26 protein-coding genes and 1 pseudogene are annotated in these 23,485 nt (G+C 43.2%); 1 reads left to right on the forward strand and 26 read right to left on the reverse strand.

What is annotated here, in order from left to right:
- Nucleotides 1-5 precede the first annotated feature (5 nt).
- The 3 genes from PGU50_RS13930 to PGU50_RS13940 all read right to left on the reverse strand — a co-directional run bounded on the left by PGU50_RS13930 (nt 6) and on the right by PGU50_RS13940 (nt 2,979).
- A complete protein-coding gene (locus PGU50_RS13930; protein ID WP_243006403.1) occupies nt 6-1,106 on the reverse strand; it encodes an ABC transporter substrate-binding protein in 1,101 nt (366 codons plus the stop codon).
- A 66-nt stretch (nt 1,107-1,172) separates the two neighbouring features.
- Nucleotides 1,173-1,961 carry an ABC transporter ATP-binding protein gene (locus PGU50_RS13935; RefSeq protein ID WP_117557801.1) on the reverse strand — a complete coding sequence of 263 codons (789 nt, stop codon included), beginning with the start codon at nt 1,959-1,961 and terminating at the stop codon, nt 1,173-1,175.
- 1 nt (nt 1,962) lies between these two features.
- Nucleotides 1,963-2,979 (reverse strand): ABC transporter permease, encoded by a 1,017-nt coding sequence (locus PGU50_RS13940; RefSeq protein ID WP_195502496.1) that lies wholly within the window; start codon nt 2,977-2,979, stop codon nt 1,963-1,965.
- Nucleotides 2,980-3,186: 207 nt separating this feature from the next.
- On the opposite strand from PGU50_RS13940, the gene PGU50_RS13945 reads away from it, so the two are divergent.
- Complete coding sequence (locus PGU50_RS13945; RefSeq protein WP_055261133.1) at nt 3,187-3,606, forward strand: DUF4418 family protein; 420 nt, start codon at nt 3,187-3,189, stop codon at nt 3,604-3,606.
- A gap of 171 nt (nt 3,607-3,777) precedes the next feature.
- Here the strand turns inward: PGU50_RS13945 and PGU50_RS13950 are convergent, their stop codons facing one another.
- The 23 genes and pseudogenes from PGU50_RS13950 to PGU50_RS14055 all read right to left on the reverse strand — a co-directional run bounded on the left by PGU50_RS13950 (nt 3,778) and on the right by PGU50_RS14055 (nt 23,321).
- The gene (locus PGU50_RS13950) at nt 3,778-4,545 is read right to left on the reverse strand and encodes a pseudouridine-5'-phosphate glycosidase (RefSeq protein ID WP_270247226.1); all 768 of its coding nucleotides are present in this window, start codon (nt 4,543-4,545) and stop codon (nt 3,778-3,780) included.
- A gap of 264 nt (nt 4,546-4,809) precedes the next feature.
- A complete protein-coding gene (locus tag PGU50_RS13955; protein ID WP_270247227.1) occupies nt 4,810-6,210 on the reverse strand; it encodes a zinc ribbon domain-containing protein in 1,401 nt (466 codons plus the stop codon).
- A 193-nt stretch (nt 6,211-6,403) separates the two neighbouring features.
- Nucleotides 6,404-6,781 carry a sigma factor gene (locus PGU50_RS13960; RefSeq protein WP_270247228.1) on the reverse strand — a complete coding sequence of 126 codons (378 nt, stop codon included), beginning with the start codon at nt 6,779-6,781 and terminating at the stop codon, nt 6,404-6,406.
- Nucleotides 6,782-6,952: 171 nt separating this feature from the next.
- Nucleotides 6,953-7,441: a zinc ribbon domain-containing protein gene (locus PGU50_RS13965; protein WP_270247229.1), complete on the reverse strand. Its 489-nt coding sequence runs from the start codon at nt 7,439-7,441 to the stop codon at nt 6,953-6,955.
- A gap of 91 nt (nt 7,442-7,532) precedes the next feature.
- A complete protein-coding gene (locus PGU50_RS13970) occupies nt 7,533-8,513 on the reverse strand; it encodes an alpha/beta fold hydrolase (RefSeq protein ID WP_270247231.1) in 981 nt (326 codons plus the stop codon).
- A gap of 122 nt (nt 8,514-8,635) precedes the next feature.
- Nucleotides 8,636-8,740: a dockerin type I domain-containing protein gene (locus PGU50_RS18260; protein WP_082424237.1), complete on the reverse strand. Its 105-nt coding sequence runs from the start codon at nt 8,738-8,740 to the stop codon at nt 8,636-8,638.
- Nucleotides 8,741-8,869: 129 nt separating this feature from the next.
- Nucleotides 8,870-9,826, reverse strand: coding sequence for a carbohydrate kinase family protein (locus tag PGU50_RS13975; protein WP_270247232.1), 957 nt, complete (start codon nt 9,824-9,826; stop codon nt 8,870-8,872).
- A gap of 18 nt (nt 9,827-9,844) precedes the next feature.
- The gene (locus PGU50_RS13980; RefSeq protein WP_270247233.1) at nt 9,845-11,311 is read right to left on the reverse strand and encodes a glycoside hydrolase family 32 protein; all 1,467 of its coding nucleotides are present in this window, start codon (nt 11,309-11,311) and stop codon (nt 9,845-9,847) included.
- Nucleotides 11,312-11,324: 13 nt separating this feature from the next.
- Nucleotides 11,325-11,588 (reverse strand): annotated as a pseudogene (locus PGU50_RS13985) (ABC transporter substrate-binding protein); the annotation flags it as partial.
- Between the two features lie 48 nt (nt 11,589-11,636).
- The gene (locus tag PGU50_RS13990) at nt 11,637-13,271 is read right to left on the reverse strand and encodes a Na/Pi cotransporter family protein (RefSeq protein WP_044999060.1); all 1,635 of its coding nucleotides are present in this window, start codon (nt 13,269-13,271) and stop codon (nt 11,637-11,639) included.
- 148 nt (nt 13,272-13,419) lie between these two features.
- Nucleotides 13,420-13,776: a SpoVA/SpoVAEb family sporulation membrane protein gene (locus tag PGU50_RS13995; RefSeq protein ID WP_022220978.1), complete on the reverse strand. Its 357-nt coding sequence runs from the start codon at nt 13,774-13,776 to the stop codon at nt 13,420-13,422.
- Between the two features lie 13 nt (nt 13,777-13,789).
- Nucleotides 13,790-14,800: a stage V sporulation protein AD gene (gene spoVAD, locus PGU50_RS14000; protein WP_022220979.1), complete on the reverse strand. Its 1,011-nt coding sequence runs from the start codon at nt 14,798-14,800 to the stop codon at nt 13,790-13,792.
- A 16-nt stretch (nt 14,801-14,816) separates the two neighbouring features.
- A complete protein-coding gene (locus PGU50_RS14005; protein WP_008372960.1) occupies nt 14,817-15,275 on the reverse strand; it encodes a SpoVA/SpoVAEb family sporulation membrane protein in 459 nt (152 codons plus the stop codon).
- A gap of 12 nt (nt 15,276-15,287) precedes the next feature.
- Nucleotides 15,288-15,704, reverse strand: a complete 417-nt coding sequence (locus tag PGU50_RS14010; RefSeq protein ID WP_270247234.1) for a stage V sporulation protein AB — start codon at nt 15,702-15,704, stop codon at nt 15,288-15,290.
- On the reverse strand, nt 15,694-16,329 hold the full coding sequence (locus tag PGU50_RS14015; RefSeq protein ID WP_022220981.1) for a stage V sporulation protein AA: 636 nt from the start codon (nt 16,327-16,329) through the stop codon (nt 15,694-15,696). Before PGU50_RS14015 ends, PGU50_RS14010 begins: the two co-directional genes overlap by 11 nt.
- A complete protein-coding gene (locus PGU50_RS14020) occupies nt 16,313-16,495 on the reverse strand; it encodes a hypothetical protein (RefSeq protein ID WP_044999057.1) in 183 nt (60 codons plus the stop codon). Before PGU50_RS14020 ends, PGU50_RS14015 begins: the two co-directional genes overlap by 17 nt.
- A gap of 74 nt (nt 16,496-16,569) precedes the next feature.
- The gene (gene sigF, locus PGU50_RS14025) at nt 16,570-17,289 is read right to left on the reverse strand and encodes an RNA polymerase sporulation sigma factor SigF (RefSeq protein ID WP_008372953.1); all 720 of its coding nucleotides are present in this window, start codon (nt 17,287-17,289) and stop codon (nt 16,570-16,572) included.
- Entirely contained in the window at nt 17,268-17,738 is a 471-nt protein-coding gene (spoIIAB, locus tag PGU50_RS14030; protein WP_008372952.1) for an anti-sigma F factor, read from the reverse strand. Before spoIIAB ends, sigF begins: the two co-directional genes overlap by 22 nt.
- Nucleotides 17,738-18,052 (reverse strand): STAS domain-containing protein, encoded by a 315-nt coding sequence (locus PGU50_RS14035; protein WP_008372950.1) that lies wholly within the window; start codon nt 18,050-18,052, stop codon nt 17,738-17,740. Before PGU50_RS14035 ends, spoIIAB begins: the two co-directional genes overlap by 1 nt.
- A gap of 194 nt (nt 18,053-18,246) precedes the next feature.
- The gene (locus PGU50_RS14040) at nt 18,247-19,617 is read right to left on the reverse strand and encodes a tetratricopeptide repeat protein (RefSeq protein WP_008372948.1); all 1,371 of its coding nucleotides are present in this window, start codon (nt 19,615-19,617) and stop codon (nt 18,247-18,249) included.
- Between the two features lie 11 nt (nt 19,618-19,628).
- Nucleotides 19,629-19,763, reverse strand: coding sequence for a hypothetical protein (locus PGU50_RS14045; protein WP_022220983.1), 135 nt, complete (start codon nt 19,761-19,763; stop codon nt 19,629-19,631).
- On the reverse strand, nt 19,756-21,063 hold the full coding sequence (locus PGU50_RS14050; protein WP_270247235.1) for a bifunctional folylpolyglutamate synthase/dihydrofolate synthase: 1,308 nt from the start codon (nt 21,061-21,063) through the stop codon (nt 19,756-19,758). Before PGU50_RS14050 ends, PGU50_RS14045 begins: the two co-directional genes overlap by 8 nt.
- A 29-nt stretch (nt 21,064-21,092) precedes the next feature.
- Complete coding sequence (locus PGU50_RS14055) at nt 21,093-23,321, reverse strand: LTA synthase family protein (RefSeq protein WP_117823585.1); 2,229 nt, start codon at nt 23,319-23,321, stop codon at nt 21,093-21,095.
- Nucleotides 23,322-23,485 lie beyond the last annotated feature (164 nt).

A 23,485-nucleotide genomic window follows, 5' to 3' on the forward strand; every position in this document is an offset into this window, starting at 1 on the left:
TTTGATTATTTTGTGCTTACTTTTTCAGCAAGTGGCTGCCATGCTGTCTCTACGACTTTATCTACAGTCCAGTCAGAGGTAATGATTCCTGCCTCAATGTAGTCCTTTGCAACAGCTTTAATTGTTTCCTTTGTATCTGCATTGGATACTGCCCAGTTCTGCTGATCAAGCATGTATTTTGTAAGCTCGATGTCACCAGATACCATACCCTCATCAAGCATGATCTGTGCAGCTTCGTCTTTGTTTTCTGCAATGTACATATATGCATCCATTACACATTTTGTAAGTACCTGAGAGATTACCGGATTTTCTTTTACGAATTTTCCGCTCATAGCCATTACGCAGCATGTTTCATCTTTGAAATCATCATCCCATGTGATAGAACGAAGAACTTTTAATGTTCCGTCATCTACGAATTTCTTTGCAAAACGGTCACTCAGAAGGCAAGCTTTGATGTCACCTGACTGAAGAGACTGGATTGCTGCACTTGATTCAACCTGTACACATGTTGCTGCATCCTGTTTCAATCCATCTGCAAGGAAGAAACGGATGATCATGTTGTGTGAAGATCCACCGATCGGGCTATCCATACCAACAGTTGTGCCTTCCAGGTCTTTTGTTGATTCGATTCCTGAATCAGCAAGTACATATAATGATTTGCATCCTGTCTGCGCACTTCCTGTAAATACGATGTCCATTCCGTTTGTGATCGGAACTAACATATGTGCAATATGGTGTACTCCAAACTGAGCTTTTCCAGTTCCAAGTGCTTCTGTGATTTCAGTACCAGCTGCGATCTGAACATCTAATCCCCAATTATCATAGTATCCGAGTGCTTTTGCCATGCTAGGTCCTGATGTACAGTCACCACCATCATATTCGGCTGTGATGGTTGTTCCCCATGCCGGCTCTTTTTTCATTGCTTCTTTAATTTCATCATCTGACATTTTTGTGATATCAGTCACTTCTTTCTCTGTAGAAGCTTCCTGTTTTTTGGAATCACTTGTGTCTTCCTTCTTTTCTGATGAGCTTGATGAACCGCCACATGCAACCAGTGATACGGTCATTGCGCATGCAAGTAACGTTGCAAACAATCTTTTTTTCATAATTCTTTTCTCCTCTTCATGTTTTTACTTTGTTGCTTTTATATTTATCTTTCAATAAATATCCATTTAATGATCTGTATGATGCTTCAGATCAAGCATCTTCAGAATCCTGTTCCGATATGCCTGGAACTCTTCGCTGTCTCTCTGCTTTGGTTCAGCCAGTTCAATCGGTATATCTGCCTTTACACGTCCCGGTCTTGGCTCCATAACCAGCACTCTTGTTCCCATATAAATTGCTTCTTCTACATCATGTGTAACCATGACGACCGTCTGTTTCTGTTCTCTCCAAATATTCAGAATCTCATCCTGCATATTCATTCTGGTAAATGCGTCCAGCGCGCCAAGAGGCTCGTCCAGAAGCAGAATATCCGGATGATTGATCAGCGATCTTACCAGCGCCACTCTCTGCGCCATACCTCCGGAGAGCTGATGCGGATAGTCTTTTCGGAAATCTTCAAGTCCTACCATTTTCAGCATATGCTCTACCAGTTCTTTATCCTGCTTTTTCTGCATACGCAAGCTGAAGGATACATTCTTCTCTACCGTAAGCCACGGAAACAATGTTGCTTTCTGGAATACCATTCCACGATCCGGTCCGGCTCCAGCAATCGGTTTTCCGCCAAGTCTGATCTCACCGGTAGTCGGTCTGATCAGTCCTGCGATCAATCGCAAAATTGTTGATTTTCCACATCCACTTGTTCCAACAATACTGACAAACTCACCCGGCTGGATCGTCAGATTCACCTCTGCCAGCGCATGTGTGATCTCGTTACTGTCTGTCTTTGCAAAACTCTTTGTTACTTTGTCAAACTCCAGGACACGCCCGTGTCCCTGCTTCTCATCCACTGATGCCATCTTATTTCACAACTCCTTCCTGCCAGCGAAGCACTATTCTTTTGATCACATTCAGTATAAAGGTAACTGCTGTGAAAATAAGACAAATTAAAACGATAGCTGCATACATTTTAGAATAGATCGCCCATGATTTCTGCCACTGGATATACCATCCAAGACCTGCCTCGGCTCCCATCATCTCAGCAACCAGAAGTGCTGTACAGGCAGAACTCATTCCCTGTGTCATCCCCTGAAGAATGTTTGGCATTGCATGTGGGATTGCCACCCGGAATACCAGCTGGTGACCTTTGGCACCTAATGTTCTGGCCGCTTCCAGATATGCCTTGTCTACATTCTGGATACCGGTTGACGATGCGATCGTAAGTGCAAACCATACACCAAGAGCGATGATAAATACACTTCCTTTAAACAGTGAGGATACCAGAACCATGATGATCGGGATCCATGTTGTGGAAGGGATCGGTCCAAGCATCTTAATGATCGGTGAAACCCAGTAGTTAATCCTTTTGCTGTATCCACAGGCAACACCTGTGATCAGTCCAAGGATCGCTCCAATAAAATATCCCGTGAATAATAATCGCAGTGAGTACAATGTACTTTTCAATAACAATGCCCGGTCATCAATGATCGCACACAAAATCGTATTCACACATGGGAAGAACGGCTGTTTTAAAATACCTGTCTTAACCGTCAGAAAATCATACAGCATAATTACCAGTATGATCACAGAGTAAAGCGGTGCTTTATGACGTACTTTTGCAAAATAACTTTTATTCAGTAATCCTCTCATTACCATGATCAGATATAATGCCAAAAAAAAGCAGACGACAATAGTAAACACATGCGGATTAAAATTCTGAACGGCATCCGGCATCAGATAATATATTAAAAACATAATTATCGCTGCAAAATACGGACAAAAACAAATTACCACATCCAACATATGTTGCATCTTCGTCTTCGGAGCACTTTCCATTTCTAGCAACTCTTCTCTCGTAAGCTGTCTTTTACTCTCCATTTTTCATTTGACTCCTTTGTAAATTTTTACCATTTCCTTTAAATGCTTTTTAACTATATCAGCATTTTGCACAAATGTAAAATTGTTATTTCTTATATACAATTTGATTTATTACAATTTTCTATAGTTTTTATCTGGTAAAAGTAAACTTATTAACCATAAGTATGTTATACTAAATACAATAAATTTTTAAAGGAGATATGAATTATGAATTCACAAAAATTATCCGGAGCAGTTTCCTGTCTTGCAGCAATTCTTATTCTTGCAGCAGATAAGATCTTTGCCCCGGTATGCAAAGGAACCATGGAACTTGCAAACGGAGGAGAATGCATGATGCGGTGTCATTATTATGGAATTGCACTGTTTCTTTTCGGTCTGCTCCTGCTTGCAGAATCCGTTCTTCTTTTCTTCGGAACACACGATTTTAAATTACCGGTTGTCATCATTATCACTGCTGTTCTGATCCTGCTTCTTAGCAATACTTCAATTGGCATTGGTATTTGTGCCAAGGCAGGTATGATGTGCCACAAAACTGCTCTTTGGGGAAGAATTGGTGCTGTTCTGGCAATCATCGGTGCCGGAATCAGTCTCTTTGTACATAAATCACAGATGCCACAGGCGAATTAGGATTCACGCAACAACATTTCAAACAGAATATCTGATTACCTTTCCTGTAATCTATAATTAGGAGTCAAAACTTTATGTGTACGCAAAGAAGCCGGAGTCTGACCGATAACACAACTGCCTATATTCAGGCTTTTCTGTTATCAGCCAGATCCCAGCTTCTTTTTTCGCTCTTTAAAGTGTTTCTGCCACTTTCATATTTGCAATCAGTCCCCGCAGCTGAATCAATGAAGAATATCCATCAGTACAGTCATCAATCTTTCCATTTGCCGCAGGATGGAAATAGCGTCCTTTCTTCTCCGCTCTCTTTCCCTCGGCAATTGCTTCTCTCAAAATCTCCCTGTCTTCTATCCGCCTTTCTTCCGGGATTTCATTGATGATGAGCATTGGTGGCTTTACCGTTTCTGTACCGTTTTCTGCCTTTCCCTGCAGTTCAACTTTTTCTCCACAAAATACATAGCCGGTACAGTAATTTCTTTCTGTTCCGATCACCTTCACTCCGTGCGATATCAGCCAATCGATCGTTGCTTTCCGGTCCAGCATATCTTTTGGTCCTGCCGAGATCAGGATCACCGGAATCTGCTGAAGAGCCGGAAGATCCGGGCAGAGTTCTTCTCCTTTGATGTCCCCGATTCCACCCATTCCACAGGTAATTGCAACCGGAATTCCCATTTTCACACAGACCGCCATTGTCCCGGAAGCGGTAAGTGCGCCTGATTGCTTTTCCACTAATGCCTTTTCCAGCAGATCACAGTCAATTCTTGGATAAGCGGATGCCCGGCTTCTAAATTCAAGAAACTCATCGATATCCCCGATCCTGATTTCCCCATGATCAATCCAGGTGATCTTTTTTCCCGGATCTTGCCATTCTTTTTTTATTGTTTCATTTGATACCGATTTTAATCCATGTGTCAATAATGCTGATTCTACTAAATATTCCATCTGTTGTTATTCCACCTTTCTCCTTCTGGATATCAATCCCGTACTTTTTCTCATCATATCATACTTTTACAGCTCAAATTAAAAAACCGGATAAAAATTTGCATTTCTACCCGGTTCCTGTATTATTTCAACAATTGCATCAGCTCTTCAAAAAAGCTTTTTGAGGTTTCTTCTGAAATCGTATAATCTGACGTTATCTCTTTAATGATCTTTTTCAACCATTCGTCCCATTTCATAGTCCACCTTCTTTTCCGCCAAAGGCTTCTATTTTGTATTGTCTACCGCATCCTCCACCAAAGAGTAATCGGCATTATCGCCCACAACATCTGCGTACAGATCATCCAGTGTCGGGTATCCATAATATTTCCATACCATGCTGGAAATACCGTCTGTCTTTGTATCAGTCTTGATCTTAAAGAAATTGCCAGGTGTTCCATAGTCAGACAGATCAATATCTGTATTTCCTTCCCCGTCTGCAAGAATCGTTCCATAATGCATATACCAGTAAACATCATTCACCTTGTCATAAGATCCATCATCATTACTGTACTGATCCCGTACTTTTACATGATAAATAAGATACAGTTCATTTCCATTGCCCACAACAGGCTCCAGCAGATAATCTCCCATATAAGTAAGGCTCTCCAGAGATTCGGAATCTACCCAGCTGCTCTCCACATGATCATTGTATTCCTGTTCCGCCCGGTCCTTCATTTGCTGCATTGTATCATCATCGATGTCACTGGCTGATGTGACATAATACCACAGTCCTTTTACGGTATATTCTTTTTCCCATTTTTCCGGCAGCTTTCCTATGTTGGCGGCATAGCTGTCTGCCATAGATTTATCCAGATATACTTTAATCTTGTCTCCGTTTGCCAATGTTCCATTTGATGCATCTGTCTGAAAATCGGCAGATGTAAGATCAGATCCTGTATAATCAAACGAAACAGCTCCTCCCGGGCTTATTCCGTTAAATGATACCTGCAGGTCTTTGAATGCATCAAATGTCTTAACCTCTTCCAGCCCTTTGACTTTATAGGTTTTATTTTTATATTTCAGGTTGCATTTCACATATTTTGCATAATCTTTATTGACATTCCAGTTGTATTTGACTTTATCTTTGTTGGAAAGATTGCTGTCCGATTTCATTTCCACACTAACATAGGACTGCAGTACCGCTACCGGTGATATGGAATCTGTATTTTTTCCATACTGTTCTTCAAATTCTTTTGTAAACTTCAGTCTGGAATCATATTTTTTCTGAATCTTCTCCCAGTCGATCTGCGGATATACATTTCCATATCCGTTATATCCTGTTGTTTCAAAGGTGACATACTTGTTCAGATCGATTGTTCTTCTTGCACGCGATATCAAAAACCCTGCTGCGATCACTACAACGACAACCGCACATGCCAGACCGATCAGGAACTTGTTCAGTCCTCTTGATTTTTTATGTGTGAGTGATTTTGTTTCTGCTGTACTTGTTAGCGTCTCTTCTGTATTCCGGGCGACCTCTTCTTTCTGCTCTTCTGCATTCTGGACAGCCTCTTCTTTCTGTTCTGCTACATTTTTAGCAGGTTCTTCCTGTTCCAATGGTTTTCCGCATGTTGCACAGAATCTTGAACCATCTGGATTCTCAGTTCCACAATTTTTGCACCTCATATCTCTTTTACATCCTTTCTGTATGTTATATTTTTCTCGTTTATATTATTAAGACGAGTCAAAATCTAGTTTGGTTTTAAAAACAAGAAAAAATTTTTATTTTTTTAATAATGACTGATCTGGTTGATGATCTCATGGTATGAAACAGCTTCATTGCCCAGTGCTTCCGGCTTTCTGTTTCCAAACAATTTCTTTAATTTCTTTTCATATTTCTTATTTGTGACTTCTTTTTCAGCCAGTCTTTACATTTGTTTGCCACAATGCAGTTGAACCAGCTTTTCAACCGCTTTGGATCCTCAATCTGCTTCAGATTACGGAATGCAGAAATATAGGCATCCTGCATGATATCCATTGCATCCTGCTCATTTTTCACCATCTGAAGTGCGATTGCAAACCCTTGCACATAAGTCAGATTGTAAATTTTCTCCAGAGCGTTCTCTTCTCCGGCGGCAGCTTTTTCTATCATCTCTTTCAGATCATTTTTTTCTTGATAATTGACATTCTTCGCTCCACAGTTTCCGCAGAACTTCTGATCACTCCTGATTTCTTTCCCACATCTGGTGCAATACATGTTTTCTGTCCTCCAACGCATCAACCGGTCGTTCCTGTGTAAGCACAAATCTGTAACCGGCTCATCATATACATAAAAGACCGGATAGAATAACTCCTATCCGGCTTTTTGCATATACTCTTTCATTTTTTCATATTCTGACCTGCATTTCATCACTCGATGCTTTGCCTTCTAGTTTTCCTCAGTTGCCTTATCATCTTCTATTTTTGTTCCACAGTTTGTACAGAATACAGCCCCCTCTTCCAGCGGCTTTCCACAGGACTTGCACACTTTCACTTCTGCCTTTTCCTCCGGTTGTTCTGTCGGTGCTTCCAGTGCCGCTCCACAGTAAATACAGAATTTACTTCCAGGGTTCACTTTCTTTCCACACTGCGGGCAGACCTCTTCTGTCGATAATTTTTCAATCATCTCTTTGTTGACCGCGATCTCATCCTGCAGGGATTTGATCTGTGCGGCAAGCTCCGGCATCTTTTCCATGCATTCGTCCCTGTAATTGGCATAGTATGTACTGCCTATCTGGTAAATGACTTTTTCAATTTCTTTTTCTTTCGTCTTATTTAAATTTGTCAGGCGGAAAATCTCTGTCGTATCTTTTGCCTTCTGTGATAAATCCTGACCGGTTTCTGTCAGGCTGTTTTTCAGATTATCAAAAAATCCCATTTGTCTCATTCCTTTCTGTAAATTTTATCTTACCACTTTTCTTGCATTTATCAATAAGCAATTTGTATAATTTACAGCTACTTTACAATCTTTAAAAATCATGATTCAAAAAATCAAACACTTTCTTCCAGTATTCTTCCGCAATCGTATTTTCCGCATTGAATATCTCATGTTTGGACTCTGGGAACTTCACTAGCTCGGCACTTTCCGGTCTGTTCTTGTTTAGTTTTCGCACAAAACGTTCCTGCGCTGCATTCGACACCAGATTATCCTTGCCTGCCGAAAAGAGCATGACAGGTGCTTCGATCTTCTTCCATCCGGTCTTTTCCAGATACCGGTTCAGACGCATTGCATTTCCGAGCCATCCATAAGACGGTGCGTTCAGATGATAATGGGCTTCCTTCGTCCTTTTTTCTTCATAATACTCAAATCTCGGACGGGAAAGGGAGCAGCTCTCTTCAAATTTTCCTGGCTCCTTGTATGGTTTCTGACCGACTACATATTTTGCGTCTCTACCAACCTTGCAGGATGTCTTTGCGATCGCCTTTGCCACATGCCACGGCACCCCTCCGGTCAGTGGGCGGATCATCGGTGACGACAGAATTACCTTCTCAAATATTTCCGGCGCTCTTGCCGCAACTGCTGCCGCAATTCCGCCTCCCATAGAATGTCCGTACAGATAAATCTTCATCCCCGGATTGTCCTCTTTTGCCTTCTTGGTTACAAAGATGAAGTCCTCTACATAACGCTCAAAATTGTCCAGATGCACCAGGGATTCATCTTCTGTCAGACGGTAGCTGAAGCCATGTCCGCAATGCTCCGGAAGATATACGCTAAACCCTTCCTTTGCAAAATAATAGGCGATCTCCTCATATTTTTCCGCGTTTTCAACAAATCCATGTGACAACATCACAACCGCATGTGGGTTTTCCGGAACATAATGCATACAGTGGATCTTCTGCCCTGCGCGTCTTTCCAGATAGAATTCCATTCCGATAGATGCAAGAAACGGTTCTACGATGGTCTGCATTTCTTCTTTGTAGTTACTTTCCTGTAAAATAGTTGTCTGCATGTGTAATAACCTCCCCGATAGATATATTGGTTCGTACTTTTTATCTTCTGATATGATTATAGCAGAGAGGGGAACTCTCTGCTATAGGATTTCTGTATACAGTTCTTTAAAGTTGTTTAAAATTATAAAGTTGCGCTTTTTCCACTTACATAATTCAGCAATCGCATTAAATCTGTAATCGTTACGTTTCCATCTCCATTGATATCCGCTGCATGACTTTCGAATATCCTTTGGCTTAAATATCATATGCATCACAAGTTAATTATAACAGAAAGAAAGACCTTGAGTTCATTATAAACTCTTGGTCTTTCTTTTTTGGGGATTATTCTTTTTTCACATCCCCTTTCTCTCCACATTTAGTGATGTCCTGCAATCAATGCCTCAATTTCTTCCGGTCGTGGCATCACCCGCAATGCTCCCTTACGTGTTGTGATAATTGATGCGGCAGCATTTGCATAAGTCAGCATTTCCTTTAAATTTTTCTCAGTCAGATTTTCTAGTCCATGTTTACATATGTAATGCAAAACACATGCACAAAATGTATCTTCGGCACCAGTTGTTTCTATTGTATTTTCGTTTATAAAAGGTGCTTTTTCAACCATCCTGTCCTGATAATAAGCTCTACTGCCTTCTTTTCCCATAGATACCAGGATAAGCGGGATATCATATTTCTCCCTGATCCATTTTACAGCCTCTGTATAGTCATTTTTTCCTGTCAGCCACTGAATTTCATTATCTGAAATTTTCAGGATATGACACTGTCCCAGACCATACAATACCTGCTCTCTTGCCTCATCCATTGAATTCCACAGTGGCTCACGTATATTAGGATCAAATGAAATGATCGCACCAGCCTGTTTTGCAATTGCAACTGCTTTTTTTGTCGCTCTGCGTACGTTCTCATGTGTCATAGACAGGGTTCCAAAATGAAAAATCCGTGTCTCAAGAATTAATTCCTCTGGAATTTCCTCTTCTGTCAGCATCATATCCGCTCCCGGATCTCGATAAAAAGAGAAATCTCTGTCTCCATCCGGATAAGTATGAACCAATGCCAATGTCGTATGTACTTTATCATCTTTCCTCAGACCGGTCACATTGATTCCAATTTCTTTAATTGCATCTTCCAATTGCTTTCCAAAAAAATCATTTCCTACTTTTCCAATAAAAGCCGTTTTGTGTCCCAACTTCGTTAACATTGCCAGGACATTGCATGGTGCCCCTCCCGGATTTGCCTCAAACAATGGGTTTCCCTGTCTACTAATACCATTTTCTGTAAAATCAATCAGCAATTCCCCTAAAGCTACTACGTCCATTTCTTATTCTCCTGCTTTTTACATTATAATATCATGCTTTTCAACACTCATTGTCATTTTCTTATCGCTGAAAAAATAAATATTTTTCGCATTCAGAGGCGTACAGATTGCAGTGGTCGCCGTCTGCTGTCCATCATTAATAAAAAGTTCGATCGAATGATAATCCAGGATAAAACGCATCTTTTTAAGCCCTACCGGATCCTCAATTCTGAATTTTCGTACACATACCACATCTTTTGTAACACCGCAGTATGTACGGTCGATTTCCAGAAGTCTGGTTTCCTTATTATAGGTATAACTCGTTTCATACTCACTATCTGCTGCCAGTTTGATAGAAAAGATTGTATTTTCTCCATCTTCCAGTGTCACCGTAAGATCAATTGTGCGTCCCTCTACTCCTGCAAGCACTGTCTCGCCTTCGATTTCTGCGTGTTCATAGCAACATGGATTCTGATGATAATTTTCCAGTTCTTTCACCGGATTCTGCCAGATACGGTTTTCTTTTATCTCCAATTCTCTCGGAAATGTCATCATTCCCTGCCAGTCCTGCGAATTCGGTATCACACAGGCATCCCATGATTTCATCCATGCGATCATGATCCGTCTGCCATCCGGAAGTTCTGTTGTCTGTGGAGCATAGAAGTCCATACCATAGTCAAGTGTATGCGGCTGTTCTTTGCTGAATCTGCATCTGTTTGCATCGTAGTCTCCCAAAAAATACACCGAATTATGTCCATTGTGAAACTCATATTTCCGCGCCTTCATATCCTGTGGCGAACAGATCAGCACATGTTTGTCTTTTAAAGCAAAGAAATCCGGGCATTCCCACATCGTTCCTATATCACCATTTTCATTTGATGCCAGAATTGTCTCAAATTTCCAGTCTGTCAGATTTTTGCTCGAACAAAGCACAACTTGCCCAACCTGATTATCATTCTTATTTCCAACGATCAGATAATAGGTATCGTTTTCTTTCCAGATCTTCGGATCACGGAAATCAATCCGGCTGCATCCTTCCGGAAGCATCTCACCTGTCACAACCGGATTCTTTTCATACTTTACATAATCTTTTCCATCACCAAATGCAATACACTGATTCTGCCGTTCCTGCTCACTTCCATCTGCCTGCTTTACTCTGGTAACTCCGGTATATACAAGTACATGCTTTCCATCTGCTTCGATCGCACTTCCGGAAAAACATCCTGCCTTATCATATTCCTGATCCGGTGCAATCGCTGCCGGAAGCTGCTCCCAGCGGACCATATCATCAGTCACACTATGTCCCCAATGCATTGGTCCCCACTCTCTCTGATATGGATTGTACTGATAGAACAAATGTATTTTCCCATCATATACGGAAAAACCATTCGGATCATTGATCCATCCGGTCGGTGCCGTAACATGGAACAGTGGTTTGGTCGTTTTCTTTACATACACTTGTTTTTCTGTCTCATAATTTCTTGCTTTTTCTAACATCTCACTCATGCATTTTCTCCTGCTACTTATTCTCTTCTGAAAGCGATTTCTGGTACTGATCGAAATACTTCTGTTTAATAGCCAGATAATCGGAAAGTCCGTACTTTTCCATTTTATCAAGGTAAGAATCCCACTCTTTTTCGATTCCACCATTTAAGATCCAGTCGGCTTTCTTCTGCTCTGCATATTTTTTGATGTCGGTATCATACTGTGACACTTTATTGGTATCTTCGATACTCATGAATACATTTGGATATACATATTTGCTGTTCATATCTTTCAGAAAAGTGCATGTAGCCGTCAGGCCACATGCACTTTTGCATTTTCCTATCTTCTATTCCGCCAGCACTTCTTCCGCAATATTTCTGGCATGGTCGGAAATTCTTTCCAGGCATACCAGAGAATCAAGGAATACCACTCCGGCTTCTGTGTTACACTGCTGGTTGGTAAGACGCTTGATATGCTTTGCGCGGAGGGAAATCTCCAGCCCGTCTGCCTCTGTTTCTTTCTCGATGGTCTTTAACGCACTTTCGCGGTCATTGGACTCAAAGGCTTCCAACGCATACAGATAACTTGCAATGCAGACATCCAGCATCTTGTTCAGATGTTCCACTCCAACCTCAGAGAAATCCACCTGCTTTTCCAGCAGTGATTCCGCGAACTCAGAAATGTTTTCACAGTAATCACTGATACGTTCCATATCTGACACGATCTGGAGCATATGCGCCACCTCTTCATGCTCACGTTCATTGATCTGCAGAGTCGACAGCTTGATCGCATAGGATGTGATACCGGCACTTAACCGGTCTACCTTGCTTTCTTCTTCCTTCAGGAACGCAATCTGTTCTTCTTTTCGTTCGAACATAACTTTTCTTGCAACCTCCAGAGAATCCGCAACCACATGTCCCATTCGGACAAGCTCGGAAACGGTTGACTGAATCGCGATACCAGGGGTCTCCAGCATACGGTCATCCAGAAGGACTACACTTTCATCCTGTACCTCTTCTTCCACATGTCCGATCTTCTTGGCAAGCTTGATGATCCAGTCAGAAACCGGGAACAGCAGAACGGTTGTCACAATATTGAATACCGTATGCACCATACTGATCTGTGTCTGGGTGATATTTCCATGCGCCCATGCCGGATTCACAATACTCAGATATGCGATCGCAATAATACTGAAAATGATCGTTCCGATGATATTAAAGATCAGATGCATCAGCGCTGCGGTTTTCGCATTTTTCTTTGCACCCACACTGGACAGGATTGCAGTTACGCAGGTACCGATATTCTGTCCCATGATAATATAGATTGCTGCGCCAAACGGTACAAGACCTGCTGCTGCAAGGCTCTGCAGGATTCCGACCGATGCAGATGAGCTCTGGATGATCGCCGTAACTGCTGCACCCGCCACAATTCCAAGCAACGGATTGTGTCCCAGTGATACGAAAATATTGCAGAATGCTGCATTATCTTTCAGTGGTTCCACCGCTGAGGACATGGATGAAATCCCGACAAATAAAAGTCCGAAACCAACCACAATACTTGCGATATCTTTTGTCGAACGCCTCTTTCCGGTCAGCATAATGATCACACCGATCATGATCGCAACCGGTGCCAGATTGGACGGACTTAAAAATTTGGCCCATTCTACACTGGATACCAGCCATCCGGTAACTGTTGTACCGATGTTCGCACCCATGATAACTCCCATCGCCTGCTGAAGGTTCATGATACCGGCATTTACAAAACCGACTACCATGACAGTCGTCGCAGATGAGCTCTGGATCACTGCGGTAATGAACGCTCCAAGCAATACACCGAAGAACTTATTCTTTGTAAGTGCTTCAAGCAATGACTTCATCCGGTTGCCGGCAGCATTCTCCAGCCCCTGTGCCATGATCTGCATTCCATAAATGAACATACCAAGGCCTCCGACAAACGGAATAATGATACTTGTGTACTTCATAGTCGTGTTATCTCCTCTTATGTACTTTTTCTTTTTCACTCTGATTCTTATTTTACAGGCCATTTACACAGCCACGATTTCATCTTAACATCATTTTTCTCTCTGTACAATAAATTTTCTTTCGTAGTTCTGACGAAAATTATTCCCATTACCCCTTCATCTTTGGTTCAAATATCCATGATGCAATGTACCCAAAAATCAATGCGCCGCTGATTCCTGCCGCACTTGCCTTGAATCCTCCAAGAAAAATTCCGATAAATCCTTCCTTGTCGACTGCCTCTTTTACCCCGTTCCATAAAGTATTTCCAAAACCGAGCAGTGGCACGCTCACTCCTGCCCCCGCATACTCCTGCAATGGTTTAAATATCTGTACAAAACCAAGAATGCAGCCAAGTACCACCAGGCTTACCATGACTCTTCCCGGCATCATTTTCGTCCGGTCAAGCAGGATCTGCGCCAGTGCACAGATGAGTCCTCCTACCCAGAATGCATTGATATAGTCCATTTTCTTTCCTCCTTTAACAATGTTCCAGCACAATTCCATGTGCAATTCCCGGAACGCTTTCTCCTTCATTGAAGCTGACCGTCGACATCAGCGCCCCCGTTGGTACAAAAAGGATCCTTTTCCACTCCCCCGATATCAGCTGTGGCATAATATATGCTGCAAGAGTGATCGCCGCGCAGCCGCAGCCGCTTCCACCGGAATTGGTATGCTGTGTCTGCTGATCGAAGATCGTCATTCCGCAGTCCATATGATTTTCTTTGATATCCAGCCCTTTCTTACGAAGCAGGTCAAATAAAATCGATTGTCCCACATAGCCCAGGTCTCCGGTAATGATCCGGTCGTAATCCTTTTCACCTCTTCCAAAATCCATAAGATTCTGCAGAATCGTATCACACGCTGCCGGTGCCATACACGCTCCCATGTTCTGTGAATCCTTCAGCCCATAATCCACAATTTTCCCAATCGTCACTCCACTGATCCGCACCCGGCTTTTCTTTTTTCCTACCAGAAAGGCTCCGCTTCCTGTCACTGTCCAGGTAGAAGAAAGTGGTCGCTGATTCGCATAGCCAAGTGGAAAACGGAATTCTTTTTCTGCACTTCCAAAATGACTCGATGTTGCAGCAAGCACCAGATCTCCATAGCCTGCCGCCACAGTCATTGCAGCAAGGGCAAGTGCCTCTCCGGATGTGGAACATGCGCCGAAAAGACCAAACACCGGGATCTGAAGTTCTTCCGCCCCCATCGATGTAGCAATTCCCTGTCTTAAAAGATCGCCGCCAAAGAGATAGCGTACCTCCTCCGGCTGTACTCCCGCATTTTTCAATGCCAGCTTACACGCAAGCTTCTGCATTGTTCCTTCTGCAAGCTCCCAGGTTTTCTCTCCGAAAAGGTCATCCTCCGATGCAATATCAAAATATTTTCCAAGTGGTCCTTCTCCTTCTTTTTTTCCGGCAACCGATCCGGCGCTTACCAGATACGGACTTTCCGAAAATGCAATACTCTGTGTCCCTTTCATCGCATTCATGTCCATCCCTCCTTGCTCACACAATTCCGATCAGCGTCCCAATCCAGTAGAGCAGTCCCAGAACCCAGCTGGTGAAAACTCCGTACAGGATCACAGGTCCTGCAATCGTAAATATCTTGCAGCCAATTCCGAAAACCTGCCCCTCTTTTTTGTATTCAATTGCCGGCGCCGCAACGGAATTGGCAAATCCGGTGATCGGCACCAGTGCTCCCGCTCCTCCCCAGTTCGCGATCTTCGGATAGATTCCAAATCCGGTCAGCACCACACTTGCCAGGATCAGGATCAGTGAACACCAGCTTGCAGAAATATCCTTTGACATTCCCGCCTTTTCGCACGCATTTAAGATCGTCTGTCCAATCGTACAGATGATCCCGCCGGTCACGAATGCTTTTGCCATCGCAGGTCCAGGCTTCCTGACCGGTGTTTTCTCTTTTACATATGTTTCATACTCTTTTTCTTTCTCTTGTTGCTTCATTTTCTCCTCCAGTTACCATCTTTTATAGAAAAACAGAAGTGCTCCAAGGCTTTTCCCAAGCGCCATCCCAAAAATCAGCCATGGCACACATTTCAGGATTTTGATCCTCCGGATAAAGATCGGAAAAATATTCAGGATTTCCGCAAGTGCCATTGACCAGCAACCAACAAAAATTCCGGAAAAAAGTCCAAACACCGGGACAATCCATTTGCCGCCAGGCATCGCGAGCCCGTATATCCAGAAAATATTTCCAAGGATCCCACCTGCCATAATGCAGTTTTCATACAGCATGACATGCTTCCCGGTATGTGTCCGGTCTGCAAAATCTGACACTACGCCAAGTCCGATAATAAATGAAAACAGTCCTGCCGCGACTGCAAATCCGGATGCAAGACCAACCACCGCCACCAAAATCTGCCTAATCCACATCGACTTCTTTTTCCTTTCTCGCATAAGCTTCGATCAAAGTTTCCTGAATATCATTTTCATACAAACGCATTTCCACTTCCATCGGCGTCGGATCTGCTGTAAATTTCTTTCTTCCTAAATGATTGAAGAAAATCAGGATCCCTACGATCAGCCCGATGCAGTAAGTCAGCTCTATCAGGGTAAATCCATTCGATTCTTCTCCGGTAAGAAGCAGATAAATCCGGGAAAACATCTTTGTCACCGACACATCATTGTTAAATGCCATGATGGAAAATGCTGCTCCGATAAATGTGATTCCCGCAACTACAACCACTTTAATTCCCTGCCAGATAGCATTTCGTTTTTTCTCCCCTTCATAGGTAATGATCAGGTCACTTTCTCCTTCGTTCTGAATCTGTAGTCCGGGAATTTCCCGATGGATACATTCTATGATTTTCAGAACAGACACCACATATCTGTGCTGTTCTTTTTTCGGGATTTTCAGGATCCGCAGTGGTTTAATCCTGTTCATGATGGAAGAATTGCTGCATTCCATTGTCAGGATATCTCCTAATGTCACATTTGGTTCTTTCACCTCGGTATTCTTTTCCCCTTTGATATAAAGTATTTCATTTCCCGAAGACATCTGTATCCGTCCTTTCTTTTACCGGTAGTGCCTGCCAGATCAGCGTTCCTTCACTTACCTGGTCTGTCCCCCGGACGTCATTATAATAGTAGATCATTCCGATCAGAACAGCTGTCAGCAGGGCACAAAGAACACAGCCCCAGATATATTTTTTTCTTCTTTCCAATCGCATCCGCCTCCTTTGTGATCTGTTTCAGATAGGAAATAGTATCCCTGTTTTTCCAGAAAACATACATCCTTTTATTCTTTTGCGTGTTCCCGCATGGTTTTCAGGATCTTTTTCTCCATCCGCGATACCTGCACCTGGGAAATTCCAAGCTCTTCGCCGATTTCTGTCTGCGTCTTATCTGCAAAATAGCGCAGATACAGAAGCTTTCTCTCGTCTTTTTTTAATTCTTTTATCAGCTCTGTAAGCAGAAGATGATCCAGGATCTTTTCTTCTGCACCGCCTGTATCTGCAATCTTTTCCAGCAGCATTACTTCATTTCCATCTTTCATACCGACCGGTCTGTGAAGCGATTCCACTTCTCCTGCTGCCTCCATCGCCATCACCAGCTCCTCTTTTTCCACACCCGTTTCTTCCGCAATTTCTTCCAGCAGCGGTTCTCTTCCAAGCTTTTCCGTGAGCGCCTCCTTTGCCTGATATGCTTTATATGCAATCTCTTTTAAGGAACGGCTGACCTTCAACATCCCATCATCACGCAGGAAACGCTTTATTTCTCCCGTGATCATCGGAACTGCATAGGTTGAAAATTTCACATCATAGCCCAGATCAAACTTATCGATCGCTTTTAAAAGCCCGATGCTTCCGATCTGAAATAAATCCTCTGCCTCTGTGCCCCGTCCGTAAAATCTTTTCACCACACACCAGATCAGACCGGTGTTTTCCTCCACAAGCTGTGCCCTCGCATTTTCATCCCCTTCGTGAGCCCGTCTGATCAATGCGATTGTGTGGTCCATACAGCTTCCTTCTTTTCCCCTCCTGTCGTTTTCTTCATCCAAACCGTAGTCCCTTTTCCAGGCACAGATTCCACCTGTACTTCATCCATAAATGCCTCCATAAATGCAAATCCCATCCCGGACCGATCCATATCCGGCCTGGTCGTATAGAGTGGCTCCATCGCCTGCTCCACGTTTTCGATACCGATGCCCTGATCCTTCACTGTGACCAGAATGGTCTTCTTATCTTTTTCAATCCCGCACCAGACCGTGATCTTTCCGGACGTCCGGCCCTCATATCCATGAATAATGCTGTTCGTCACTGCTTCGGAGACCGCTGTCTTCACGTCTGCCACTTCCTCCAGAACCGGATCCATCTGCGTCATAAACGCAGCCACTGCCACCCTTGCAAATCCCTCATTCTCCGATCTGCTGTCAAAAACTACTTCCATCTCGTTAAAATATTCCATTACATCATTCCCTCCTCATAAATCTGTATGATCTTCGTCACGCCGGACATATTCAGAATCTGCCGCATCCGTTCACTTGTATGTATCGCCCATACTTCCCCGCCAAGAAGAAAGATATGCCGGTACCGTCCCATGATCACTCCAATCCCGGAACTGTCCATAAAATTCGTTCTTCCAAAATCAAAAATCACATATTTGATATGTTGCTCCTCGATCACCTTATCCGCCTCCCGTTTGATCTCCTCCGCATTGTGATGATCCACCTCTGCTGGAAGAAAAATCGTAAGACAATTTTCTTTGATCTGATACTGCATTTTTGGTTAAACCCCTTTCTGTCTTTTTTATTTATACAAATACGCCAATAGCCTTGATGGATTTATAAAAAGAGTGCGCATTTACGGCACGTAGTGCCTTTTGTTTTATAGGAAGTTCCTTCGGAATTTCCTATAAAAACAAAAGAGAAAGTAACGCCTTTTTTCGCTACTTTCTCTTTTGTGCCTTTTATATTTTATTGTCCCTGGGTGCCTGTTCCACCGGAAGTATTCTCCGAAGTTCCATCTGATCCCATTGCATCCAGTGCGCTCTGTGCCGAATATGCTGCCTGTGTTCCCGGATAATCGGTCGCTGCTTTTTCGTAATTGCTCTTTGCATTGTCCTTATCACCTTTACCGGCATACGCGTCTCCAAGAAGCTTGTACACACCACCATCACTATAAGAGTCATCCATCTTCTGGATCTTTTCAAGATCCGAAATGGCATCATCATAATTTCCACTCTGCACTTCATACTGCGCGGTCGAATACAGGCTCACACATACTCGTGGGAACACGGAACCGGAGATCGAATCGTAGATTTTCTGTCCCTCTTCTCCCAACGAATCCCTGTTCAGTCCAAGCAACGTATCTGCCATATCCGCATTGCTCGTTGTTCCGCCATAATACTGCTGATATACCTTGATCAGGGCATCATAGCTGTCCTGTGTGGATGCGGCGGTCTGCTTTGCCGATTCTACCTCATCACTGCTGTTACGGTATCCCTCCAGTTCATCCTTAAGCGTCTGGATCTGTGTCTTCTGTGAAGCTATCTGCTCGCTTAGTGCAATGACATTCCGGTTTTTTGTAGACGACTTTGTCTGGTTTACCGCCGGAGCGATCAGGAACCACACCACTGCCGCTCCAACCACCATACCGATCAGAATATTGACAACTGTCATCACTGCCGCATTGTCTCGCAGTGTTGCTGCAGGCTGAATGATCGTCTCATTTCCCAGATTGTATGTGACAACCGACTGTCTGCCATGCTTTTCCTCTTTAATATGTGCAACCTGCCGATTCCGCTGACGGTTCAGCTCATGCATATACCGGAGCGTAATATCATTCGTCACATCCAGCTTGAGTGCCGTCTTCAGGCTCTGTCTTGCTTTGGAATACTGTCCGGAATGCATATAAAGAAGTGCCAGAAGCTGATATGCCTTCAGGAAAGACGGATGTGCCACAACCACCTTTTTCAGCTGGATGATCGCAAGATCTTCTCCATTCTGTCTGCAGTATCCAAGGCACTGGTTGTATTTGTGAACTGCCTGATTCACCTTCTCCAGCTCACTTGGATTATCCTGAACCTTACTGATATAGTAGCTGGCAATATTCTCTGAAGCCCTGAAGTTTTTACTGATGATCCACTCTACAAGAGCCTCCGCTACTTCTCCACGTCCATAATAGACAAGTCCGAGAAGATTCCTCGCTGTGATATTTTCTCTGTTAAACTGCAAACTTCTTTTTAACGACACAATTGCCCCGGACAGATCCCGGATCTGCGCTTTCTTCAGTCCATCATTGTACCAGTAGTTCGACTGGTACTCGAGTTTCTGCTTATAGTCCATCAAAATCTCCCCTATTTTTTCTGATCCATCATCTCTCTTAAGATATCTGTCATATCAGACAGATCCTCCTGATATACTGCATTCTCGATATCTTCTACTTCCAGACTTGGTTTAAACTTCTTAAGTTCTTCTTCAAAATTAAGCATCTTGTCCTCCTATCAGTTCTTTTAACTCCCCTATCAGATAGAGCGACCCCAGACAGTAAAGTTTCCCTTCGCTGCCCTTTTCATTCAGTGCACGTGTAAATGCATCAGCAAGCGTGTCCTCCCGATAGACCGGTCTGTCTGTATACTTCCGGAACAACGCGGCAAGTGTATCTGCCTGCGCTCCCCTTTTATTGTCTACTTTGGCAATGACATAAGCATCTGCTTTCGATTCTCTGCATAAAAGCTCGATCATATGACTATAATCCTTATCTGCAACGGCTGAAAAAAGGATTATCAGTGGATGGATTTCCCCTTCCGCCTCTCTTTGCATCCGGATACTCTTTGTAAATTCACGGATTGCCGCAAGATTATGCGCCCCGTCAAAGATAACTCCGGGAAGAACCTCTTCCATTCTTCCCTGCCATTTAACAGATGCAACCACCTTCTGCCATTTGCAGATTTCTGCCTTGTCACCAAATGTATATCTCATCGCCCGGATTGCAAGTGCTGCGTTCATCACCTGATAGATTCCGGTGCTGGCCACCTGCCATACGGTATTATTATCATACTCATCCAAAATAGAAAAAGCAATATGTTTGTCTGTAATTTCTTGAATTTTCAACGCATCTTTTTCCATTTTATACCACGGTGCTTCTACATTTTCGGCAGTTTCTTCTATAACCCGACTACTTCTTTCATCAGAGCCGTCAAAAAATACCGGTACGCCTTTTTTGATGATTCCGGCTTTTTCTCCCGCGATCTTTTCAATCGTATCTCCAAGGATCTCTGTGTGATCCAGTCCGATCGATGTGATCATGCTCAGGAACGGATGCTCGAAGGAATTAGTCGCATCCAGCCTTCCGCCAAGTCCTGTCTCCAGTACAATATACTCTGCATCATTCTCTTCAAATGCAAGCATACCCATTCCATACAGGAATTCAAAATAAGAAGGATGTTCCAGCCCTTCCTTTTCCAGTTCTTCTGCCACCTGCCGCACCTTTGCAAAAATCCGGCAGAAGGTATCATCGTCAATATCTTTTCCATTGATCCGGATCCGCTCGTTGAGCTTCACCAGATGTGGTGATGTAAAAAATCCAACACGCTTTCCCTCAAAAAGAAGAATCGCCTGCATATATGCGCAGACGCTTCCCTTTCCGTTCGTCCCTGCCACATGAAGAACCTTTCTTCCCTGGCAGGGATTCCCCAATCTTCTCATAAATTCACGGGTATGCAAAAGCGTATGCTTCTTTGTAAATTTTGGTATGTCCTCTATATATCGGACTACTTCTTCATACTTCACAATCTTTCCCGTCTTTCTTAAGCGGAACTCTACTGCTGCCCGCTCTTTTCTTCTTTATTATTCTGATCCTGCTGTTCTCCGGACTGTCCGGCATTTTCTGTCTTCTGCTGATCGCCGTCCGTCTTTACAGAATTCTTCTGTTCTTTTTCTTTCTTTAGCTGTTCTTTTACTTCATCTGTATATTCCAGGATTTTTCCATCCATGTAAATATATTCGCTTGAAGTCCTGAAGATGGTATTGCTTGATCCGACCTGGCTGACCGTAATGATGTCTCCATCCTTCAGCTTACTGTCCGGAAGTTCGATCCTTGTATTATTGAGGAAAGTAGATTCCTGCTTTTCATCATTGATGTAAACCTTGCTCCATTTAGTAAAGTTTGTTCCGTAGAGACTATAGGTCTCATCCAGATTTTCTACAAGATCCGTGAGCGTAACCTCCTTGATCCCCATCTGCATATGGCCTTCTGTGATCGGCGGCTTACCATTGTATACATACTGGTCTCCATACAGAATATCATACTGTAACAGCTCCAGATCCTTCAGATAATCCTTTGTCTGGCGTCTCTGCTGGTGATAGTTGAATACCGTACCGGAATGTAATCCCAGGCGGTCCATCACATCCGCCATGATCTGGTAGGACGGAATGTTCCGGTCCTCTTTCTGAAGTCCAAGATTGTCCCAGATCACATAATTTGTATTGTACAGATAACGGTTCTTCATATCCTTTGCTTCCAGTCCCATTGTCGGCAGATGGTCACCATAGAATACGATCACAGTCGGCTCACCGCGTTCTTCCATCATTTTTACCAGATTACCGGCAAACTGATCCATCTCATATACCTGGTTCACATAGTATTCCCAGGCATTGTTCTTCTCTTCTGTCGGTGCTCCTGTTACGGTGATCTTCGGGTTCTCAATCACCTTTTCTGTCGGATAATTTCCATGTCCCTGTACACTGACTGTAAATACAAAATCCTCCTGCTCGGTAGAGTCCAGAGCGTCTTTGATGTGCGTCAGAAGAATATCATCCTTCGACCATCCATTCTCTGTTGTCTGGAGAATATTCATAAACTCTTTACTTGTAAAGCTGTCAAAACCAATATTGTTAAATACCTTCGCACGGCTGTAGAAATTACCACCGTTGTTGTGAATCGCATGGGTTCCGTAACCGAATGCAGAAAATGCAGTTGCTGCACTTTCACATACCTGATTCTTAAGCTTTGTCTTATAAGGATACTCGCCCGGTCCGAAATAACGCAGGTTCATACCTGTCAGCACTTCAAATTCTGTATTGGCTGTTCCGGCTCCTACGGAAGGAACCTTAAAATATCCGGAAGAATAATTTTCAAACATCTTGCGCAGATTCGGAATCGGATCCTCTGACATCTGCAGATCCTCATATTCAATAGGATCAAAGAAAGATTCCAGCTGTACAAACAAAACATTCGGTCTCACACCATTGTCGGATGTACTCTCTGTCATCTCTCCATTATCCGTGATCTTCTCGATCGTGTCTTTGTTATAATCATTCGGTTCTGAAATACCTGTATTAAAAAGGCTGGCTGAGAAACAATACGGAAGTCCGTAATCCTGATAAGCAAATGCGATATTTCCAAAGTAAGTAGAAATAATCCTCTTATCTACAGCAACATTTGTCAGTACAGAATATCCAAAAAACGCTGCAACAACAATAATCAGCATCGGGATCCTGTGCATCTTTCCTTCATACTGTCCGGCACGTCTCCACATGGCAACCAGCCAGATGAGCAGTGCCGGAACACCAATTCCCATCATCACAAGCTCTGCCACCGAGAAATAGTTTGTAAACAGTGACAGTCCTTCTGTAAATGTCTTTAGATCCTGTGCATTAAACGGCGTAACACGCTTTGCCAGCATCACTCCGTTGACAACACCCAGAAAGAGCCACAATGCACTGATGATCAGTCGTGTAAACACCCGGCGCCGCACCAGATAAGCGATTAAAAGTGTAACGAAAATCATTCCGGCATTGTACAAAAATACCAGCGGTGTTCCTGTCATATACTGCCAAGCTGCAATTGCAGAATGTCTGGACAGTGCTTCAATGATAAAGTTAATGATACAAGCCCACAGTGCCTGAAGCGGCAAAGAGAACCGGTTCATTATCTTATAGTACGGTGCCATCTTTTTTGCGAATTTGCTGTTTCTCCGCTTTTCAAGAATCTGCTGTCTTCGCTCATGCTGCTTTTTTAAATGCGCCTTTATATCTCCTGGCTTCATATTCTTCAGCTTCTGCCATTTTCCTTTCAGATCCGGTTTTTTCCACTGAATCTTTTTAAAATGAATTTCCTTCATCGTCTTTTAACCCCTTACGTGTTTCTGTACCGTCAGGCGCAGTTTATGCTACGCCTGACGGTATATCCGGCTAAAAAAGAATATGCCTT

Source organism: Coprococcus sp. AM11-30B, assembly GCF_027674365.1.
Lineage (GTDB): Bacteria > Bacillota > Clostridia > Lachnospirales > Lachnospiraceae > Allocoprococcus > Allocoprococcus comes.